The organism is Flavobacterium frigoris PS1 (assembly GCF_000252125.1).
Lineage (GTDB): Bacteria > Bacteroidota > Bacteroidia > Flavobacteriales > Flavobacteriaceae > Flavobacterium > Flavobacterium frigoris_A.
The window spans coordinates 61,595-78,401 of sequence record NZ_AHKF01000015.1; the positions used below are offsets into that span (position 1 = coordinate 61,595).

Here is a 16,807-nt window from a genome sequence, read left to right on the forward strand (position 1 = left end):
TTGAATTTAAGAAAGTTAAACTTTCATAATGTCTGCTTCTTTCGCAACAAGAAGTTCATCCACTTTCCTTATGAAACTGTTAGTTAAATTTTGAACTTCGTCTTCGGCACTTTTGCAAATGTCTTCAGATGTTCCGTCTTTTTCTAATTTTTTAATCTCTGTATTCGCATCTTTACGAGCATTTCTGATACCAACTTTAGCATCTTCTGATTCTACTTTAGCCTGTTTGGCAAGATCGCGTCTTCGTTCCTCTGTTAATGCAGGAACGCTTATAATAATTACGTCACCATTGTTCATAGGGTTGAAGCCAATGTTTGCTATCATAATCGCTTTTTCAATTGGATGCAGCATGTTTCTTTCAAAAGGCTGTAAAGTGATGGTTCTTGCGTCCGGAACACTGATTTTGGAAACTTGCGAAAGCGGCGTAGCTGAACCATAATAATCTACAAAAACACTTCCTAGCATAGCGGGAGATGCTTTACCAGCACGAATATTTAAAAATTCTTTTTCTAAGTGTGCAATAGAACCGGTCATTGATTCTTTGGTGCTATCTAATATAAATTCAATCTCTTCAGTCATAACTTTTTATTTAGTGGTCAGTGGTCAGTTCATAGTGGTCAGTTTTTACTACAAACTGAACACTGAATACTGCTAACTATATATTTACTACGGTTCCTATGTTTTCTCCTTCACAGATTTTCTCAAGGTTCCCTTGTTTATTCATGTCGAAAATTACAATAGGTAATTTGTTTTCTTGGCTTAAAGTGAATGCAGTCGAGTCCATTACGTTCAGCCCTTTTTTAATTACGTCTTCAAATGAAATGGTATCGAACTTGACAGCAGAAGCATTTTTCTCTGGGTCAGAATCATAAACACCATCTACTCTGGTTCCTTTTAAAATCACGTCAGCATGAATTTCAACACCACGCAAAACGGCTGCTGTATCTGTTGTGAAATAAGGGTTTCCGGTTCCGGCTCCAAAAATCACAATTCTACCCTTTTCAAGGTGGCGAACAGCTCTTCTTTTTATGTAAGGTTCAGCAATAGCTTCAATCTTCAACGCGGTTTGCAAACGAGTAAGCATTCCTTTGTCTTCTAATGCGCCTTGTAAAGCCATCCCGTTAATAACAGTGGCAAGCATTCCCATATAGTCTCCTTGTACTCTATCCATTCCATTGCTGGCTCCAGCAACTCCTCTGAAAATATTTCCACCACCTATTACAATGGCAATTTCTACCCCTTTGTCGTGAATCTTTTTGATTTCTTCGGCATATTCAGCTAATCTCACCGGGTCAATTCCGTATTGTCTATCGCCCATTAAAGCTTCGCCACTTAATTTCAGAAGAATTCTTTTATATTTCATGTGTTTGTTGAGTTGTTTGGTGCAAATATAGTCATATTCTTTTTTTTTGAAATAGTGTCGCCTAAATTTTATAGATTAAGTTTTTCATAAGAGCTTTTTGCTGCCTCATATCCAATGTTGAAAATAGCATCCATTTTAAGTTTGTTCATTTCAAATGTGCTGTAAAGGCTCAACTCTTTAGGTTCAATTAGCCAGTCACAGATGTTAAATTTCTGCAGATTTGTATTTGCCGAAAGAATATCAAAAGCTCTTGAGGTAACAGCCCTGATGGAATTTAAGTCTTTAGCTTCTATTTTTTGAATTGGACTTACATAAACGCCAATTATGGTCTCGCATTGACCTTGTAGAATGTCTGTTGGGAAATGATTTAAAATTCCGCCGTCACTATAATGTTCTCCTGATATTTCAAAAGGTGAAATCACTCCAGGAAATGCAGAAGAAGCTAGAAGAGCATCTATGATTTTTGTGTCTTTGTCAAAAATTTTCAATCGTCCTCTTACCATATCTGTTGCCGTAATAAGGGTAGGTATATTTAATTCGCCTATTACTGCATCCTTAAAAATAGCATGGAAATTATGTTTAAAGGAATCCGAATCGATAAATCCGGCTTTTTTAAAAGTAAAATGTCTCCAATGGAAAAGATATATGGATTTAAAGAAATCTAAAATTTCATCAGGTGTTTTTCCCCAAGCATACATCGCGCCTACAATTGATCCAGCACTTGTTCCAGCTATCCTGCTTGGTTTAATGTTTTTTTCTTCTAAGAATTTAATGGCTCCAGCGTGAGCTAAACCTTTTGATCCACCACCGGAGAGTGCAAGACCAATCGATTTTGAAGTTAATTCCATCTTCAGTTATTTGTTTTTTTGATAAAATTACACTTTTTGTTTACTTAGAACTGAGTTTTATCATATTTAAACCAAGTAATTTGTTTTAACTTTACCTATATAAAAAAAAGTAAACATGAAAATCCCAATCGGCAAGGCATTATTTAAGAGTCATTCGTATTCAGAATATAGAAAATTGGTGTCTGATTTGTTGCGGAATGAGAAATCAACAGGAAAGGAACAATCTCCAGAATTGACAAATTATAGTAGTTTGAATGAAACCCGAATGAATCGTTTGGAGAAGACAATGAAAATTTCGGAAGAGATTATTCAGAGCTTGAAATTTTTGAAAAACGAATATATATGGTTAGTCATTTCTGAAGGTTGGTGTGGTGATGCTGCCCAATTACTTCCTATTTTTGATAAAATGACTGACGCTTCTGAAGGAAAAATAGAGTTAAAAATTGTTTTGCGAGATGAAAATGAAGAATTGATGAACTTGTTTTTAACAAATAAAGCAAAGGCGATTCCTAAGTTGATTGTTATAAATAGAGAAACAGGTGGAGCTCTTGCACATTGGGGACCAAGACCAAAGGGTGCTGCTGATTTAATTGCTAATTATAAAAAGGAACATGGTGCGCTTGATGAGACTGCAAAAGCAGACTTGCAATTGTGGTATTTACACGATAAAGGCATGTCTACTCAGAATGAAATTATTGGGATGATGCTTGATTTAGATAATCAGACTGATTAAAAACTGACTAAGGATAATCCCAGACCGACGCTTCCGGCTTCTTTTTGGTTGTTTATGGGGATGCCAAAACCGCTAACCTCTATAAATAGCAAAAGGTCGTCGGAGGTTTGAAGTCCTAGGCTTATTTTTCGGTACTCGCCAGTTAAGTCACCCCGTCCTAAAGCGATTGTTTTTCCTAACCCCAGTTGAAGAGTGATTCGGGTTTCTTCTCCTATTTTTGGACTAAGTCTAAAATTAGCAAAGATAGGGGCAATGACTAATTTGTCAGTCCATTTCCATTCTAAGCCAGTGTGAATACCAAGGCCAACCCATTTATGATAATGAACTCCGTAGCCTATTTTACTACCTATTCCATCTGGTAGAAACCAGCTTCCTTTTTCATTCGTATAGGGATCAATATCGTCTCTGTCCGGATTTCCTATTAACGGAATATTAATATCAAATTGGAAGTAAGTATTTTTGTTGTTTTGTGCGTAAGCAACTGAACTGAAAAGTAAAAGACACAAAATCAAATTTAGTAATTTCACAATAGTAATAGTTTTGGTCTGTTTTTTTTAATAGTAAAAGTCTTTTGGATTTTACTTTGTAGGTGCCTATTTGTTTCTGTTAAGCTAAAGTTAGAGTCTTTATTTTTTCAAATTGCAATTTAATAAACGAATATAGCTACTTTTTATAGAATAAACCATTGGAGGACAAATCGAAGTTTTTTCTTTATTTCTATGTTGTAATTTTAAAAAGCTATTTAATGAGATTCGTGATCTTTTGGAGAATTTCCTATTTGAAGACGAAGATTTTAGTAAATATTAAACGCTAGTTTTTAAAATCATAAGTAATTCCAAATTACTGGACCACTTTTTTTCAAATTTCTATTTCTTTAGTTTTTTATGGCGTGGAGCGTACGGCAAGCAGACTAAGTTTTTGTTATTCCTAAATTCTGAAGTGAAACGGGTATTTAGAAATAAATTTCTGTGCGTTAACTAATTATATTTTGTTTTTCTGAAAATATAATCGTAATTTAGTGTCCGCCAACCACTTCTACTATTTTCTATTTGATTTACCTTTTTATTGGTGTTACTCTATTGTTTAACAATTTAAAAAACATCACTATGAAAAAGCTATTTGAAAAGTTTTACGATTATTTATCTAATTTCCTGTTTGGAGGCGAAAAAATAAATCATTATTAAACGAGTGGGCATATCCACATAGAAAAAATTAGTATGGTATAAAAATACTTTAATTTTAGAAAAAGAACACATCACAAATTCAATTTTGAATTATGTCATGTGTTTTTGCTTTTAGATTACTCATGATTTATTAGACTTTGTTCGAAGAGTTCCACATCTACCGCATCAGTGACATTATAATCGCCAATTTTTGTTCGTCGTAAAACAGTCAAGTGCGAACCAGAGTTCATAGCAAGCCCAAAATCAAAAGCTAATGAACGAATGTAAGTTCCTTTACTGCAAACAACCCTAAAGTCAATTTCAGGCAATGCTATTCGAGTGATTTCAAATTCGTGAATGGTGGTTTTTCTAGAGGCGATTTCTACTGTGTTTCCTGCGCGAGCATGCTCATATAGTCTAACACCTTCTTTTTTTATAGCAGAGTAAATAGGTGGTTTTTGGTCAATTTCGCCCAAAAACTGTTTCACTGTTTCGTGAATTAATGCGTCATCTATATGAGCAGTTACAAAAGTCTGATCAACTTCAGTTTCTAAATCATAAGAAGGTGTAGTGGCACCAATAAAAAAAGTTCCGGTGTATTCCTTGGCTTGGCCTTGAAGTTCTGTAATCCTCTTGGTAAACTTACCGGTACATACTAAAAGTAAGCCTGTAGCTAAGGGATCTAGAGTTCCTGCGTGACCAATTTTAAATTTTTTAGGAAGCCCTAAGTTGTTTATCAGGGCATATTTTAATTTGTTTACAGCTTGAAAAGAGCTCCACTTCAGGGGTTTGTCAATCAATAAAATTTGTCCGTCTAAGTAGTCTTCGTCTGTCATTAAATGATAGTCAGGGGATGAATGAAAAAATGAATAATCAGTAAAATGATTCCAGCAGCAATTCGGTAATAACCAAAAACTTTAAACCCTTTTTTACTTAAAAATCCGATAAAACTTTTAATAGCTAAAAGAGCCACGATAAAAGCGATGACATTACCAATAATTAATAAGTTGATTTGGTCGTGATTCAATTCAAGACCATCTTTGTAATAGTCGTAACATTTTTTTGCTGTTGCACCAAACATAGTAGGGACGGCCAGAAAGAATGAAAATTCTGCTGCTGATGTGCGTGCTAATTTTTGGGACATTCCACCTACAATACTTGCGCCGCTTCGGGAAACTCCTGGGACCATTGCTAAACATTGGTATAGCCCAATTTTGAATGCTTTTAGGTAGGTAACTTTAGTGTCCTCTGAGTGATTAAACCAATCGTCTACTTTTAATAAAACGATACCACCAAGTAAAAGAGAAACAGCAACCGTGACAGGGCTTTCTAATAATTCGTCTATCATATCGCTGAATAATAATCCTAAAACTACAGCAGGAATAAAAGCAACGAACAATTTAAAATAAAAGTCCCAAGTCTGAAAGAAACGTTTGAAATATAAAACAACAACCGAGAGAATGGCTCCAAGTTGAATCACAATTGTAAAAAGTTTTGTAAAATCATCACTTGCAATACCAAAAAAGGAAGAAGCGATAATCATATGTCCAGTAGAAGAAACAGGCAGGAATTCAGTAATTCCTTCAATAATAGCAAGGACAATAGCTTGTAATGTATTCATTTAAACTTTTTTTGGATTCTTTAAAATGGCATAGACAGTAATTCCAAAACCAATTAAAACAGTTGTTGGAGCGAGACGGATTCTTCTGAAACTGAAGATAGCGTCACTGTAAACGTTTGGATCATCACTTCCGCCGCCTGACATTAGGATAAAGCCAAGAGTAATCACTCCAATACCAATTAATAGAATTTTGTAGTTTGCTTTACCAAAAAGAAATTCTGGTTTTTGTTCGTTATTTTTCATTTATGCTGAATTTATTTCAACATCAAAAAAATGCTGAATTGTACTATTTTTTTAAATCGTAAATTAATAAAGGTCGTCTGTTCTTAAATTTAAGAATCGTTGTGTTGCAAAATAAGTGCTCAACCAAGTGATTAAAATACCAAACCCTAATACGGCTAACAGCACTACTGCAATTAGGAATTTGTCATTCAAGATTCCAAGATCAGGAAAACTGGTTTCGACATATGCTAAAACGCCAAGTAATGCGAGAATTGCTAATACAGCACCCAGCATTCCCAGTTTTATGCTACGCATCACAAATGGTTTTCTTATAAATGCTTTAGTGGCACCCACCATTTGCATGGTTTTAATAATAAATCGGTTGGAATGAATTGAGAGTCGTAATGAACTATTGATTAGTAATACAGCGATAAAAGTTAAAAATCCGCTTATTATTAAAATCCACATACTCACTTTTTTGATGTTGTCATTCACCATATTTACTAATTGTTTATCGTAAACAATATCTGAAATCATTGGGTTTGCACGCAATTGCTTCTCAATTTTAGCAATGCTGTCTTTCTCCACGTATTCTGCTTTTAAGTGGATGTCGTAGGAGTTTTGTAAAGGATTTTCGCCAAGGAAAGTCATGAAGTCTTCGCCAATAATATCAGTATGTTGCTTTGCAGCAGCTTCTTTAGAAACAAAAACATTCGATTTTGCATATTTAGCTACTTTTAATTGTTTGCCAAAAGTTTTCAGAATGCTGTCGTTAGCCTCGTTTTTAAAAAACACCGTCATGGCTATTTTTTCCTTAAAATCGTTCGCTAGTTTTTGGGAATTTATGATGAATAACCCTAAGATTCCCAATAGAAATAAAACTAAGAATACACTTAGCACTACTGAAAAATAAGATGAAATTAACCTGCGTTTTTGAAACTTATCAAATGAAGAACTCATAGTTTGCTTTAATTATGGGGTAAAAATAATAAAGAATTTCTTTATTTGAAGTTAATAACGTCCAAAGTTTCAACTTTCGTACAATAAACGTAAATTTGGCAGCTGAATATAAAATGAAAAAACCTTAGGAACTTTGCAGCTTTGCAACTTTTCAACTTTGAAATGAGTTTAGTGTACGAAAGCAGGACTCCATTAAAATAAAAATTTAAACAAGGAATGACTCGAGCTTTTGCGACAGCATGACTCCGTTAGAAAAAAAAATAGAAAAAGGGAATGAAATACAATCCGAACGAAATAGAGGCCAAGTGGCAAAAATATTGGGCAGAAAATCAAACATTTGCCGCAGAAAATAATTCCGAGAAACCTAAATATTATGTTCTTGATATGTTCCCTTATCCATCTGGAGCAGGATTACACGTAGGACATCCATTGGGTTACATTGCTTCTGATGTGTATTCTAGATACAAAAGACATCAAGGTTTTAATGTATTGCATCCAATGGGGTATGACAGTTTTGGTTTACCTGCAGAACAATATGCTATTCAAACTGGACAGCGACCGGAGGATACTACGTCGGTAAATATTGACGGAGGTTTTGATAAGGAAGGTAATAAAATTGCAGGCTATAGAAAACAGTTGGATAAGATTGGTTTTTCATTCGATTGGAGTAGGGAAGTGCGAACTTCAAATCCAGATTACTACAAACATACCCAATGGATTTTTATTCAACTATTCAATTCATGGTACAATAAAAGCAGTGATAAATCGGAAGATATTTCGACATTAATTTCAATATTTGAAAAAGAAGGAAATGCAACTGTAAATGCCGTTTGTGATGAGAAAATTATTTCTTTTTCAGCATCTGAATGGAATGCTTTCGCAAAAGAGCAACAGGAAAAAATCCTATTACAATATAGATTGACTTATTTGGCAGAGACCGAAGTAAATTGGTGTCCGGGATTAGGAACGGTTTTGGCTAATGACGAAATTGTAAATGGAGTTTCGGAACGTGGTGGTTTTACTGTAGTCCGTAAAAAAATGACTCAATGGAGCATGCGTATTTCTGCTTATGCGGAGCGTTTGCTACAAGGGCTTAACGATATCGATTGGAGCGAAAGTATCAAAGAGAGTCAAAGAAATTGGATTGGAAAATCAGTTGGTGCAATGGTTTCTTTTAAGTTAAAAGAACATGACGCTAATATAGAGGTTTTTACGACCAGACCTGATACTATTTTTGGTGTGACGTTTATGACATTGGCACCAGAGCATCCTTTGGTTCAGGAAATCACAACGCCAGAATATCAAGATAAAATAAACGATTATATTTTAGCATCGTCAAAACGTTCCGAAAGAGAGCGTATGGCTGATGTTAAAACCATTTCTGGTGTATTCACGGGAGCGTATGCTGAACATCCTTTTACCAAAGAGCCGGTTCCGGTTTGGATTGGGGATTACGTTCTAGCAGGATACGGAACAGGCGCTGTTATGGCAGTTCCTTGTGGAGACGAAAGAGATTATGCTTTTGCTAATTTCTTTAAAGGTCAAAGCGGAATGCCCGAAATAAAAAATATTTTTGCCAATGTTGACATTTCTGAAGTCGCTTACGGTTCAAAGGACAATGTAATTATTGCTAATTCTGATTTCTTAAATGGCTTGACTTATAAGGAAGGAACGAAGAAAGCAATTGAAGAATTAGAAAAATTAAACCAAGGGTACGGAAAGATCAATTACCGTTTGCGTGATGCCGTTTTCTCTAGACAACGATATTGGGGAGAGCCATTTCCAGTGTATTATGTAAATGGTTTGCCTAAAATGATTGATGCACAACATTTGCCAATCATTTTGCCAGAAGTAGAGAAATACTTACCAACAGAAGACGGTTTGCCTCCTTTAGGAAATGCTTTAGTTTGGGCTTGGGATACAGCAATTAATAAAGTGGTAAATACTGATTTAGTAGATCATAAAACTATTTTTCCTTTAGAATTGAACACTATGCCAGGTTGGGCAGGAAGTTCGTTTTACTGGATGCGCTATATGGATGCGCACAATGAAAATGAATTTGCAAGCAAAGAAGCCTTGGCTTACTGGGAAAGTGTGGATTTGTATATTGGTGGAAACGAGCACGCGACTGGACACTTATTATATTCCCGTTTTTGGAATAAATTCTTAAAAGACAAAGGTTTTGCACCTACCGAAGAACCGTTCAAAAAACTGATTAATCAGGGAATGATTTTGGGGACTAGTGCTTTTGTTTATAGAATTGATGGAACAAACACTTTTGTTTCGAAAAATAATATTGACGGGCAGAAAGTTCAGCCTATTCATGCAGATGTTTCCATGGTTAATTCATCAGATGAGTTAGACATAGAAAAATTCAAAGCTTGGAGAGAAGATTATAAAGATGCTGAATTCATTTGCGACGAAAATGGAAAATACATTGTAGGTCGCGAAGTAGAAAAAATGTCTAAATCGAAATATAATGTAGTTACTCCAGATGATATTTGTAATGAATATGGAGCAGATACATTGCGTTTGTACGAAATGTTCTTAGGACCATTAGAGCAAGCTAAACCATGGAACACGGCAGGTATTTCCGGAGTTTTTGGTTTTTTGAAAAAACTGTGTCGTTTGTATTTTGATGAGCATGCAATGATTGTCACGGATGTGTCGCCAACCAAAGATAATTTCAAAACTTTACATAAAACGATCAAGAAGGTAGTTGATGATATTGAGAATTTCTCATTCAATACTTCGGTTTCTCAGTTTATGATTTGTGTGAATGAATTGTCGACTCAAGGTTGTCATTCTCGTGCTATTCTAGAGCCATTGGCAATTGTGATTTCGCCTTATGCACCTCACATTGCTGAGGAATTATGGTCATTATTAGGAAATGAAGGTTCTATTGCAACTGTACCATTTCCTGTTTTTGAACCAAAACATTTAGTAGAATCTGAAAAAGAATATCCAGTTTCTTTCAATGGAAAAATGCGTTTCACGATTACATTGCCTTTGGATTTAACCAAAGATCAAATTGAAGAAATCATCATGAAAGATGAAAGAACAATCAAACAATTGGAAGGTAGAACACCAAACAAGGTAATTATTGTTCCTGGTAAAATCATCAATTTGGTTGGGTAGGTATGAATAACGTCTCTACAACGTCAACATATAAAAATCCAAATCCCAATTAATGTGGGGTTTGGATTTTTTTGTATTTATTTTAACGGGTGCCAAATTGACAATCTAAAAATTTGGTTCGTAATTTGATATTTCATTTGTAACTTTATATAGAAACAAAAAAAGATAAAAAATATGGGAATGAGTTATTTGATCTTAGCCGGTGCGATCATGCTGGCAAGCTGGCTGGTGAGCTCAAGGCTAAAAAGCAAATTTGAACAATATTCTAAAGTACATTTGCAAAACGGCATGAGCGGAGCTGAAATTGCCGAGAAAATGCTTGCAGATAACGGGATTCGTGATGTACGTGTGATTTCGGTTGCAGGGCAACTAACGGATCATTATAATCCAACGAATAAAACAGTAAACCTTAGCGAGGCAGTGTATAATCAGCGTAATGCTGCTGCAGCTGCTGTTGCGGCACACGAGTGTGGACATGCTGTGCAACATGCCGTGGGCTATGATTGGTTAACAATGCGTTCTAAATTGGTTCCGTTTGTAAACGTTGCTTCAACTTATATGCAATGGATTTTGTTAGGTGGGATTTTAATGATGGAGAGTTTTCCACAGCTTTTGCTTGTAGGTATAGTTTTGTTTGCTGCGACTACTGTATTTTCAATTGTTACTTTGCCTGTAGAGTATGATGCAAGTCATCGTGCTTTGGCTTGGTTAGAGAATAAAAGGATGCTTACACAGCAGGAACAGGCAGGTGCAAAAGATGCGCTAAAATGGGCAGCAAGGACTTATGTAGTCGCTGCTCTTGGGTCAATTGCGACTTTGTTATATTATGTTTCAATCTATATGGGCGGAAGCCGAAGAGATTAAAAAAAGCCAATATTTTAAATCCCAATTCTCAGTCTTAATAAATGAGAATTGGGATTTTTTTCCGTCTTTTATAATTGTATTTGTCTGTCTATTTGTTGGTCTAGCGAAATGAAAGTTTCAGTTCTTGAAACGCCTTCTATCGCTTGAATTTTGGTATTGAGTAATTGCATCAAATGTTGGTTGTCCCTGCAGATTATTTTGATCAATATCGACCAGTTTCCTGTGGTGTAGTGGCATTCCAACACTTCGGGTATTTTTCTTAATTCCTTTACTGCTTCAGGGTTCTTTGCAGCCTTGTCTAAATAAACGCCAACAAATGCCATGGTGTTATAGCCTAAAACTTTATGATTAACGACAAACTTAGAACCTGAAATTACACCAGACTGTTCTAGTTTTCTCAGCCTTTGATGGATAGCTGCTCCGGATATGCCAATTTTATTAGCAATCTGTAGAATTGGTTTACGGGCGTCGTCCATTAAAGATCTTAAAATTTCTTTATCGATGCCATCTATTTCTACTATAAGGGAGTTGATTTTCATAAGTTGATTTTTGGAACTAAAAGCGTGAATTTGGTTGTTGTTTTAAATCAAAATTAATAAAAATTAGGTTAAAAGGCTTGTTTTTGCTGGTTTTATTTAAAATTAAACAATAAAAAAACCGCGTTTATCGCGGTTTTTTGTATGATGTAAGTAAATTTACTACTTTCCTTTATTGGCTTCAGTAATGTATTTTTCTAATGCCATTGTCATCGATGGTGTGCCTGGAGTAGGAGCAAGAATATCTATTCTTAAGCCATGGTCCAAAGCCTCTTTTTGAGTTGAGCTACCAAAAACGGCTATTCGTGTATTGTTTTGTTCGAAATCTGGAAAGTTTTTGAACAAAGACTTTATTCCCGTTGGACTAAAAAAGGCTAAAACGTCGTAATAAACATCAGCCAAATCAGATAGGTCACTCATCACGGTTTTGTAGAAAATCGCTTGCGTCCAGTCTACTTTTAATCCGTTAAGAGTAATCGGTGCGTCAACATTCAGTTGATCTGAAGCTGGTAAAAGGAATTTTTCGTCTTTGTATTTTTTTATCAATGGTGATAAATCAGCAAAGTCCTTAGGGCCAACATAGATTTTTCTTTTTCTGTATACGACGTATTTTTGCAAATAAAATGCAACAGCTTCTGATTGACAGAAATATTTCAATCCTTCTGGTACTTTAAAGCGCATTTCTTCAGCAACTCTAAAAAAATGATCAACAGCATTTCTACTCGTTAAGATAATTGCAGTGTAATGATTAAGATCGATTTTTTGTAATCTTATCTCTTTGGCACTAACTCCTTCTATATGTATAAAAGGTCTGAAATCAATTTTTACTTTATGTTTTTGCTGAAGCTCAAAGTAAGGAGAATTCTCTACTTTAGGTTCGGGTTGTGACACCAAAATTGTTTTCACTTTCATATTTTAACGTTTTCTAAGCGCCTCCTTTTGTTATCAAATAATACATGAAAAAATAAGGGGCTATTTCGAGAGTGCAAAGATATAAAATAAAATAAAACAACTTACCGAATATTAAATTTTGATATTTTTTTATTGAAATCAAATATGTTATGATATTCAATATCAGCACTATAGATATAATTATTAGTGGAATTATTCTGGATATTGTTTCGTAATAAAATAGAATAATGTTGATTGGCAGTATAATAAGTCCAATATATGTACGATAAGTAACTTTTTGCAGATTAAATTGCTCTACAAACTCTTCGATATTGAATGCTGTTGCAATAATTTTTTCGACCAAATATTTTGATAGAATAAAGAAAATAAGAAAGGTTATAATCTGGATGTAAAATATCAAATCGGTTTTAGATGCATATCCAAAAAGATTTAGTGAAAGTTGGATGAAAAAGGCAAATGAGATAACCTGTGCAAAAAAAAGTGAAATGGTAAATCCGCTTTTCAAGTGACTACCATCGCGATATACCTTGTTATATTTATCTGAAAATAGTAGATTCATAAAATCACCAAATCGATTCTCGTGAACGGATTTGGTAAGGGCGATTATGGCAAATGTTAATATAAATAAAAATGTTGCCCAATCTTTATTATCGGTGATTCTCGGATGCAGTAAATGTTCAATCATAATCGGCAAAATTACTAATTTTTTATATCAATCTTTTTATTATAATTTTATTATGAATCAAATGCCATAAAAACGTTACTTTTGCCGTGAAATCACTAGAAATATGAACGATTGTATTGTTATAATTCCTACCTATAACGAAATTGAAAATATCGAAAGCATTATCAGATCGGTGCTTTCTCAACATAAACCTTTTCATATACTTATCGTTGATGATAATTCTCCGGATCGTACTGCAGATAAGGTTAAACTGCTGCAAACGGAATTTAAAGGGCGTTTGTTCTTGGAAAATAGAGAGAAGAAATCTGGCTTGGGAACAGCATACGTCCATGGTTTTAGATGGGCATTAGATAATGGTTATGATTTTGTTTTTGAGATGGATGCTGATTTTTCCCATAATCCTAACGACTTAGAAAAGTTATATGATGCTTGTCATTTTGGCAATGCTGACTTGGCTATAGGTTCGCGTTATGTTACGGGAGTAAATGTTGTTAATTGGCCATTGAATCGAGTACTCATGTCATATTTTGCCTCAGTTTATGTGCGGCTGATAACCGGTATGAAAATTCATGATGCCACAGCAGGCTTTATATGTTATAAAAGAGAAGTTTTAGAAAATATTGGGCTTAATAAAATAAGATTTGTAGGTTATGCGTTTCAGATTGAAATGAAATATAGAACTTTTTGTAAAGATTTTAATATTGTAGAGGTTCCAATAATATTTACAGACAGAACAAAAGGAGAATCAAAAATGAGTAACTCTATAATAGTGGAAGCTGTTTTTGGAGTGATATCATTGAGATTAAAAAAATTAGTTAATAGTTTATAAGAAAAGTACAATGAATAGGGTTTTAATTAAGAATGCCAAAATAGTAAATGAAGGTGTGATTTTTGAGGGCGATGTTTTAATTGAAAATGACTTAATTGTTGAAATTTCAGAAAGCATAAGTGCCAAATCATCGCAGTGTATCATAATCGATGCCGAAGGAAATTATTTGATGCCGGGAGCCATTGATGATCAAGTGCATTTTAGAGAGCCGGGACTTACTTATAAGGGAGATATAGAATCGGAATCTAGAGCGGCGATTGCAGGTGGTATTACCTCTTTTATCGAGCAGCCCAATACAGTTCCTAATGCAGTTACCCAAGTCATTTTAGAAGAAAAATATCAGCTTGCAGCTGAAAAATCATACGCAAACTATTCTTTTATGATGGGTGCGACTAATGATAATTTGGAAGAAGTCTTAAAGACAAACCCTAAAAATGTCGCTGGAATAAAAATATTTTTAGGTTCTTCAACTGGGAATATGCTTGTTGATAATGAGGCTACTCTTGAGAAGATATTTTCAAGTACACCAATGCTTATTGCAGTACACTGTGAGGATGAAACGACCATTAAAAACAACTTAGAAAAATATAAAGCAGAATATGGTGAAGATGTTCCCGTTACGGTGCACCACCTTATTCGATCTGAAGAAGCATGTTATATATCTTCTTCTAAAGCAGTGGCTCTTGCTAAAAAAACAGGGGCGCGTTTACATATTTTTCACCTTTCTACTGCTAAAGAAATGGATTTGTTTACTAACAAAATTCCATTGGAGCAAAAGAAAATTACTGCTGAGGTTTGTATTCATCACTTGTGGTTCACAAATGACGATTATGCAACTAAGGGAAATCTTATTAAGTGGAATCCGGCTGTGAAAACTGCTAACGATCGAAAAGTACTTTGGGAAGCATTATTGGATGATCGAATTGATGTGATTGCCACAGATCATGCCCCTCATACATTGGAGGAAAAAAAGCAATCCTATCTTAATGCGCCCTCAGGTGGACCTTTAGTGCAGCATGCCGTTGTGGCTATGTTTGAAGCTTTTCATCAAGGCAAAATTAGTGTTGAGAAAATTGTCGAAAAAATGTGCCATAATCCTGCCAAGATTTTCAAAATAGAAAAGCGTGGTTTTATCAGAGAAGGCTATTATGCCGATTTGGTGATCGTAAATTCAGGTTTGCCATGGAGTGTGAAAAAAGAAAATATTTTTGCTAAATGCGGCTGGTCTCCTTTTGAAGGATTTACATTCAAATCTAGAATTACACATACTTTTGTGAATGGACAATTAGTCTATAACAATTTCAAAGTTAAAGAAATTCGTGCGGGGAAACGAATGTTATTTGATCGATAAAATCAGACAAGTAGATGAGAAAAACAATATCTTTTTTAGCAATTTTAATTCTGTTTTTAAGCTGTAAGGAAGAAGTGGTTAAAAAGCCGGAACGTCTTATTAAAAAAGAAAAGATGGTCGATATCATGTATGATTTGGCCGTTTTGGAAGGGGTAAAGTATCAAAATCCAACCTCGTTGGTGACTTATGATATAAACCCATCTCAATACATTTATAAAAAATATAAAATTGACAGTCTGCAATTTGCGCAAAGTAATGTGTATTATGCCTCTAATTATGAAGAGTATAAGGATGTTTTTGATGAAATTATCAAGCGAATCAACGATCAAAAAACGGTGGTAGATTCTTTGGTGAAGATTGAAAATAAGAAAAAGGCCAAGCTTGATTCCATAAAGCTAAAAAAAGCAGTTCCAGTAGCTGAGGATACTTTGATACCACAAAAAAAGAAGATAGAGAATTTAAAATTGGCAAGGAAGAACTTGAAAAATAATGACTCGTTAATTAAATAAATGGTTCCGATTGTAACTTTGAAATTTCTTTAATGTATTGGTGAACGTCTAAAAAGTCTGTTTTTAATTCTGCTTTTATTTTTTCATTAGAATATATATTAGTCGAATAGGATGCCTCAGCTGTGGCTCTCGTTAGCTGTCTTTTTCTTCTTAAAACGGTAGCTAAAATCCAATCGATTCTCCAGCCAATTTGCAGTAAGAATGCTTTTATGTGAATTGTAGGTCTTTTTACTTTTATTGCGTCAGCCATTGTGTTTAAAAGATCACGAAAAACGATATTTTGTGCAATTAGAGTGTATCGTTGATTACAAATTTCACTTCTTGTAAGCTCAGCCGCGATTCTAACTACATCACTAATAGCTACAAAGCCAGTAACTCCTAGGGTGAAAAATGATAATCCATTTGCCACTTTGTTAAACAGCTGCCCGCTTCCTTGTTCGGGAAAACCAGGACCGATGATAATACCTGGATTAACTACTACAACATTTAACCCTTCTTGCTGGCCTCGCCATATTTCCATTTCGGCTCCATACTTAGAAATGGCATAATCACTATGCGGTTTCTCTGGATTCCATTCTGTTTCTTCTGTAATGACAGATTCATGTGCGGCGAGGTCGCCAAGCGCTGCTGTAGAACTAATGTAGCATAATTTTTTTACACCCTTGTCAAGACAAAAATTAACAATGTTCGCAGTTCCTTCAATGTTTGTTTTGCGGAGAAGATCTTCATCTTTTGGATCGAATGAAATTATGGCGGCACAATGGTAGACATAATCAATTCCTAGAAAAGCGTGTTCTAGTGACGGAATATCTACAATATCGGCTTGTACCCATTCTATGGTATCAAACAAGGAGTTTTTTTTGTAGAGACTAAAAAGCGACTTTGTTTTTTCAATGCTTTTTAAATTTCGATAGATAGCACAGACTTTTTGATCTCCAAGGCTTTCGGATTCAATTAAATGAAGTAATAAATGTGCACCTACTAAACCTGTTCCTCCTGTAACTAAAATCATTCTGTAAAGATAATTAGTTTGTTTGATTTTTAGAGCGATTGATTTTCAAATTATGCAATTA

General features: G+C 34.7%; 18 protein-coding genes. 6 read left to right on the forward strand and 12 right to left on the reverse strand.

Annotated elements, in window-relative coordinates; translation table 11 throughout:
• Positions 1-15: 15 nt before the first annotated feature.
• The 3 genes from frr to HJ01_RS05605 form a co-directional block, all read right to left on the reverse strand.
• Complete coding sequence (gene frr / locus HJ01_RS05595; protein ID WP_007137349.1) at positions 16-579, reverse strand: ribosome recycling factor; 564 nt, start codon at positions 577-579, stop codon at positions 16-18.
• Between the two features lie 76 nt (positions 580-655).
• Entirely contained in the window at positions 656-1,363 is a 708-nt protein-coding gene (gene pyrH, locus HJ01_RS05600; RefSeq protein WP_007137350.1) for a UMP kinase, read from the reverse strand.
• 68 nt (positions 1,364-1,431) lie between these two features.
• Positions 1,432-2,211 (reverse strand): patatin-like phospholipase family protein, encoded by a 780-nt coding sequence (locus tag HJ01_RS05605; protein WP_007137351.1) that lies wholly within the window; start codon positions 2,209-2,211, stop codon positions 1,432-1,434.
• 115 nt (positions 2,212-2,326) lie between these two features.
• Here HJ01_RS05605 and HJ01_RS05610 point away from each other — a divergent pair, with 115 nt between their 5' ends.
• Positions 2,327-2,944, forward strand: coding sequence for a thioredoxin family protein (locus tag HJ01_RS05610; protein ID WP_007137352.1), 618 nt, complete (start codon positions 2,327-2,329; stop codon positions 2,942-2,944).
• On the opposite strand, the gene HJ01_RS05615 is transcribed toward HJ01_RS05610, so the two are convergent.
• The 5 genes from HJ01_RS05615 to HJ01_RS05635 form a co-directional block, all read right to left on the reverse strand.
• The gene (locus HJ01_RS05615; protein WP_100208534.1) at positions 2,941-3,471 is read right to left on the reverse strand and encodes a hypothetical protein; all 531 of its coding nucleotides are present in this window, start codon (positions 3,469-3,471) and stop codon (positions 2,941-2,943) included. The genes HJ01_RS05610 and HJ01_RS05615 overlap by 4 nt on opposite strands.
• 773 nt (positions 3,472-4,244) lie before the next feature.
• Positions 4,245-4,943: a tRNA pseudouridine(55) synthase TruB gene (gene truB / locus HJ01_RS05620; RefSeq protein WP_007137355.1), complete on the reverse strand. Its 699-nt coding sequence runs from the start codon at positions 4,941-4,943 to the stop codon at positions 4,245-4,247.
• A complete protein-coding gene (locus HJ01_RS05625; RefSeq protein ID WP_007137356.1) occupies positions 4,943-5,728 on the reverse strand; it encodes an undecaprenyl-diphosphate phosphatase in 786 nt (261 codons plus the stop codon). Before HJ01_RS05625 ends, truB begins: the two co-directional genes overlap by 1 nt.
• Positions 5,729-5,971, reverse strand: a complete 243-nt coding sequence (locus tag HJ01_RS05630) for a DUF3098 domain-containing protein (RefSeq protein ID WP_007137357.1) — start codon at positions 5,969-5,971, stop codon at positions 5,729-5,731.
• Positions 5,972-6,034: 63 nt separating this feature from the next.
• On the reverse strand, positions 6,035-6,910 hold the full coding sequence (locus HJ01_RS05635) for a cell division protein FtsX (protein ID WP_007137358.1): 876 nt from the start codon (positions 6,908-6,910) through the stop codon (positions 6,035-6,037).
• A gap of 273 nt (positions 6,911-7,183) precedes the next feature.
• On the opposite strand from HJ01_RS05635, the gene leuS reads away from it, so the two are divergent.
• Positions 7,184-10,048 (forward strand): leucine--tRNA ligase, encoded by a 2,865-nt coding sequence (gene leuS / locus HJ01_RS05640; protein WP_007137359.1) that lies wholly within the window; start codon positions 7,184-7,186, stop codon positions 10,046-10,048.
• A 174-nt stretch (positions 10,049-10,222) separates the two neighbouring features.
• Positions 10,223-10,912, forward strand: a complete 690-nt coding sequence (locus HJ01_RS05645; RefSeq protein WP_007137360.1) for a zinc metallopeptidase — start codon at positions 10,223-10,225, stop codon at positions 10,910-10,912.
• Positions 10,913-10,980: 68 nt separating this feature from the next.
• Here the strand turns inward: HJ01_RS05645 and HJ01_RS05650 are convergent, their stop codons facing one another.
• The 3 genes from HJ01_RS05650 to HJ01_RS05660 all read right to left on the reverse strand — a co-directional run bounded on the left by HJ01_RS05650 (position 10,981) and on the right by HJ01_RS05660 (position 13,045).
• Complete coding sequence (locus HJ01_RS05650) at positions 10,981-11,451, reverse strand: Lrp/AsnC family transcriptional regulator (RefSeq protein WP_007137361.1); 471 nt, start codon at positions 11,449-11,451, stop codon at positions 10,981-10,983.
• A gap of 159 nt (positions 11,452-11,610) precedes the next feature.
• Complete coding sequence (locus HJ01_RS05655) at positions 11,611-12,360, reverse strand: uroporphyrinogen-III synthase (RefSeq protein ID WP_007137362.1); 750 nt, start codon at positions 12,358-12,360, stop codon at positions 11,611-11,613.
• Between the two features lie 13 nt (positions 12,361-12,373).
• Complete coding sequence (locus HJ01_RS05660; protein WP_007137363.1) at positions 12,374-13,045, reverse strand: DUF4271 domain-containing protein; 672 nt, start codon at positions 13,043-13,045, stop codon at positions 12,374-12,376.
• Between the two features lie 103 nt (positions 13,046-13,148).
• Here HJ01_RS05660 and HJ01_RS05665 point away from each other — a divergent pair, with 103 nt between their 5' ends.
• From HJ01_RS05665 to HJ01_RS05675, 3 genes are read left to right on the forward strand one after another with little or no spacing between them, the layout of a single operon-like run.
• Complete coding sequence (locus tag HJ01_RS05665) at positions 13,149-13,874, forward strand: polyprenol monophosphomannose synthase (RefSeq protein ID WP_007137364.1); 726 nt, start codon at positions 13,149-13,151, stop codon at positions 13,872-13,874.
• A 10-nt stretch (positions 13,875-13,884) separates the two neighbouring features.
• Positions 13,885-15,225: a dihydroorotase gene (locus tag HJ01_RS05670; RefSeq protein WP_007137365.1), complete on the forward strand. Its 1,341-nt coding sequence runs from the start codon at positions 13,885-13,887 to the stop codon at positions 15,223-15,225.
• A gap of 14 nt (positions 15,226-15,239) precedes the next feature.
• The gene (locus HJ01_RS05675; RefSeq protein ID WP_007137366.1) at positions 15,240-15,734 is read left to right on the forward strand and encodes a DUF4296 domain-containing protein; all 495 of its coding nucleotides are present in this window, start codon (positions 15,240-15,242) and stop codon (positions 15,732-15,734) included.
• Here HJ01_RS05675 and HJ01_RS05680 read toward each other — a convergent pair.
• Entirely contained in the window at positions 15,727-16,746 is a 1,020-nt protein-coding gene (locus HJ01_RS05680) for an NAD-dependent epimerase/dehydratase family protein (protein ID WP_007137367.1), read from the reverse strand. The two genes, HJ01_RS05675 and HJ01_RS05680, sit on opposite strands and share 8 nt — an antisense overlap.
• Positions 16,747-16,807 lie beyond the last annotated feature (61 nt).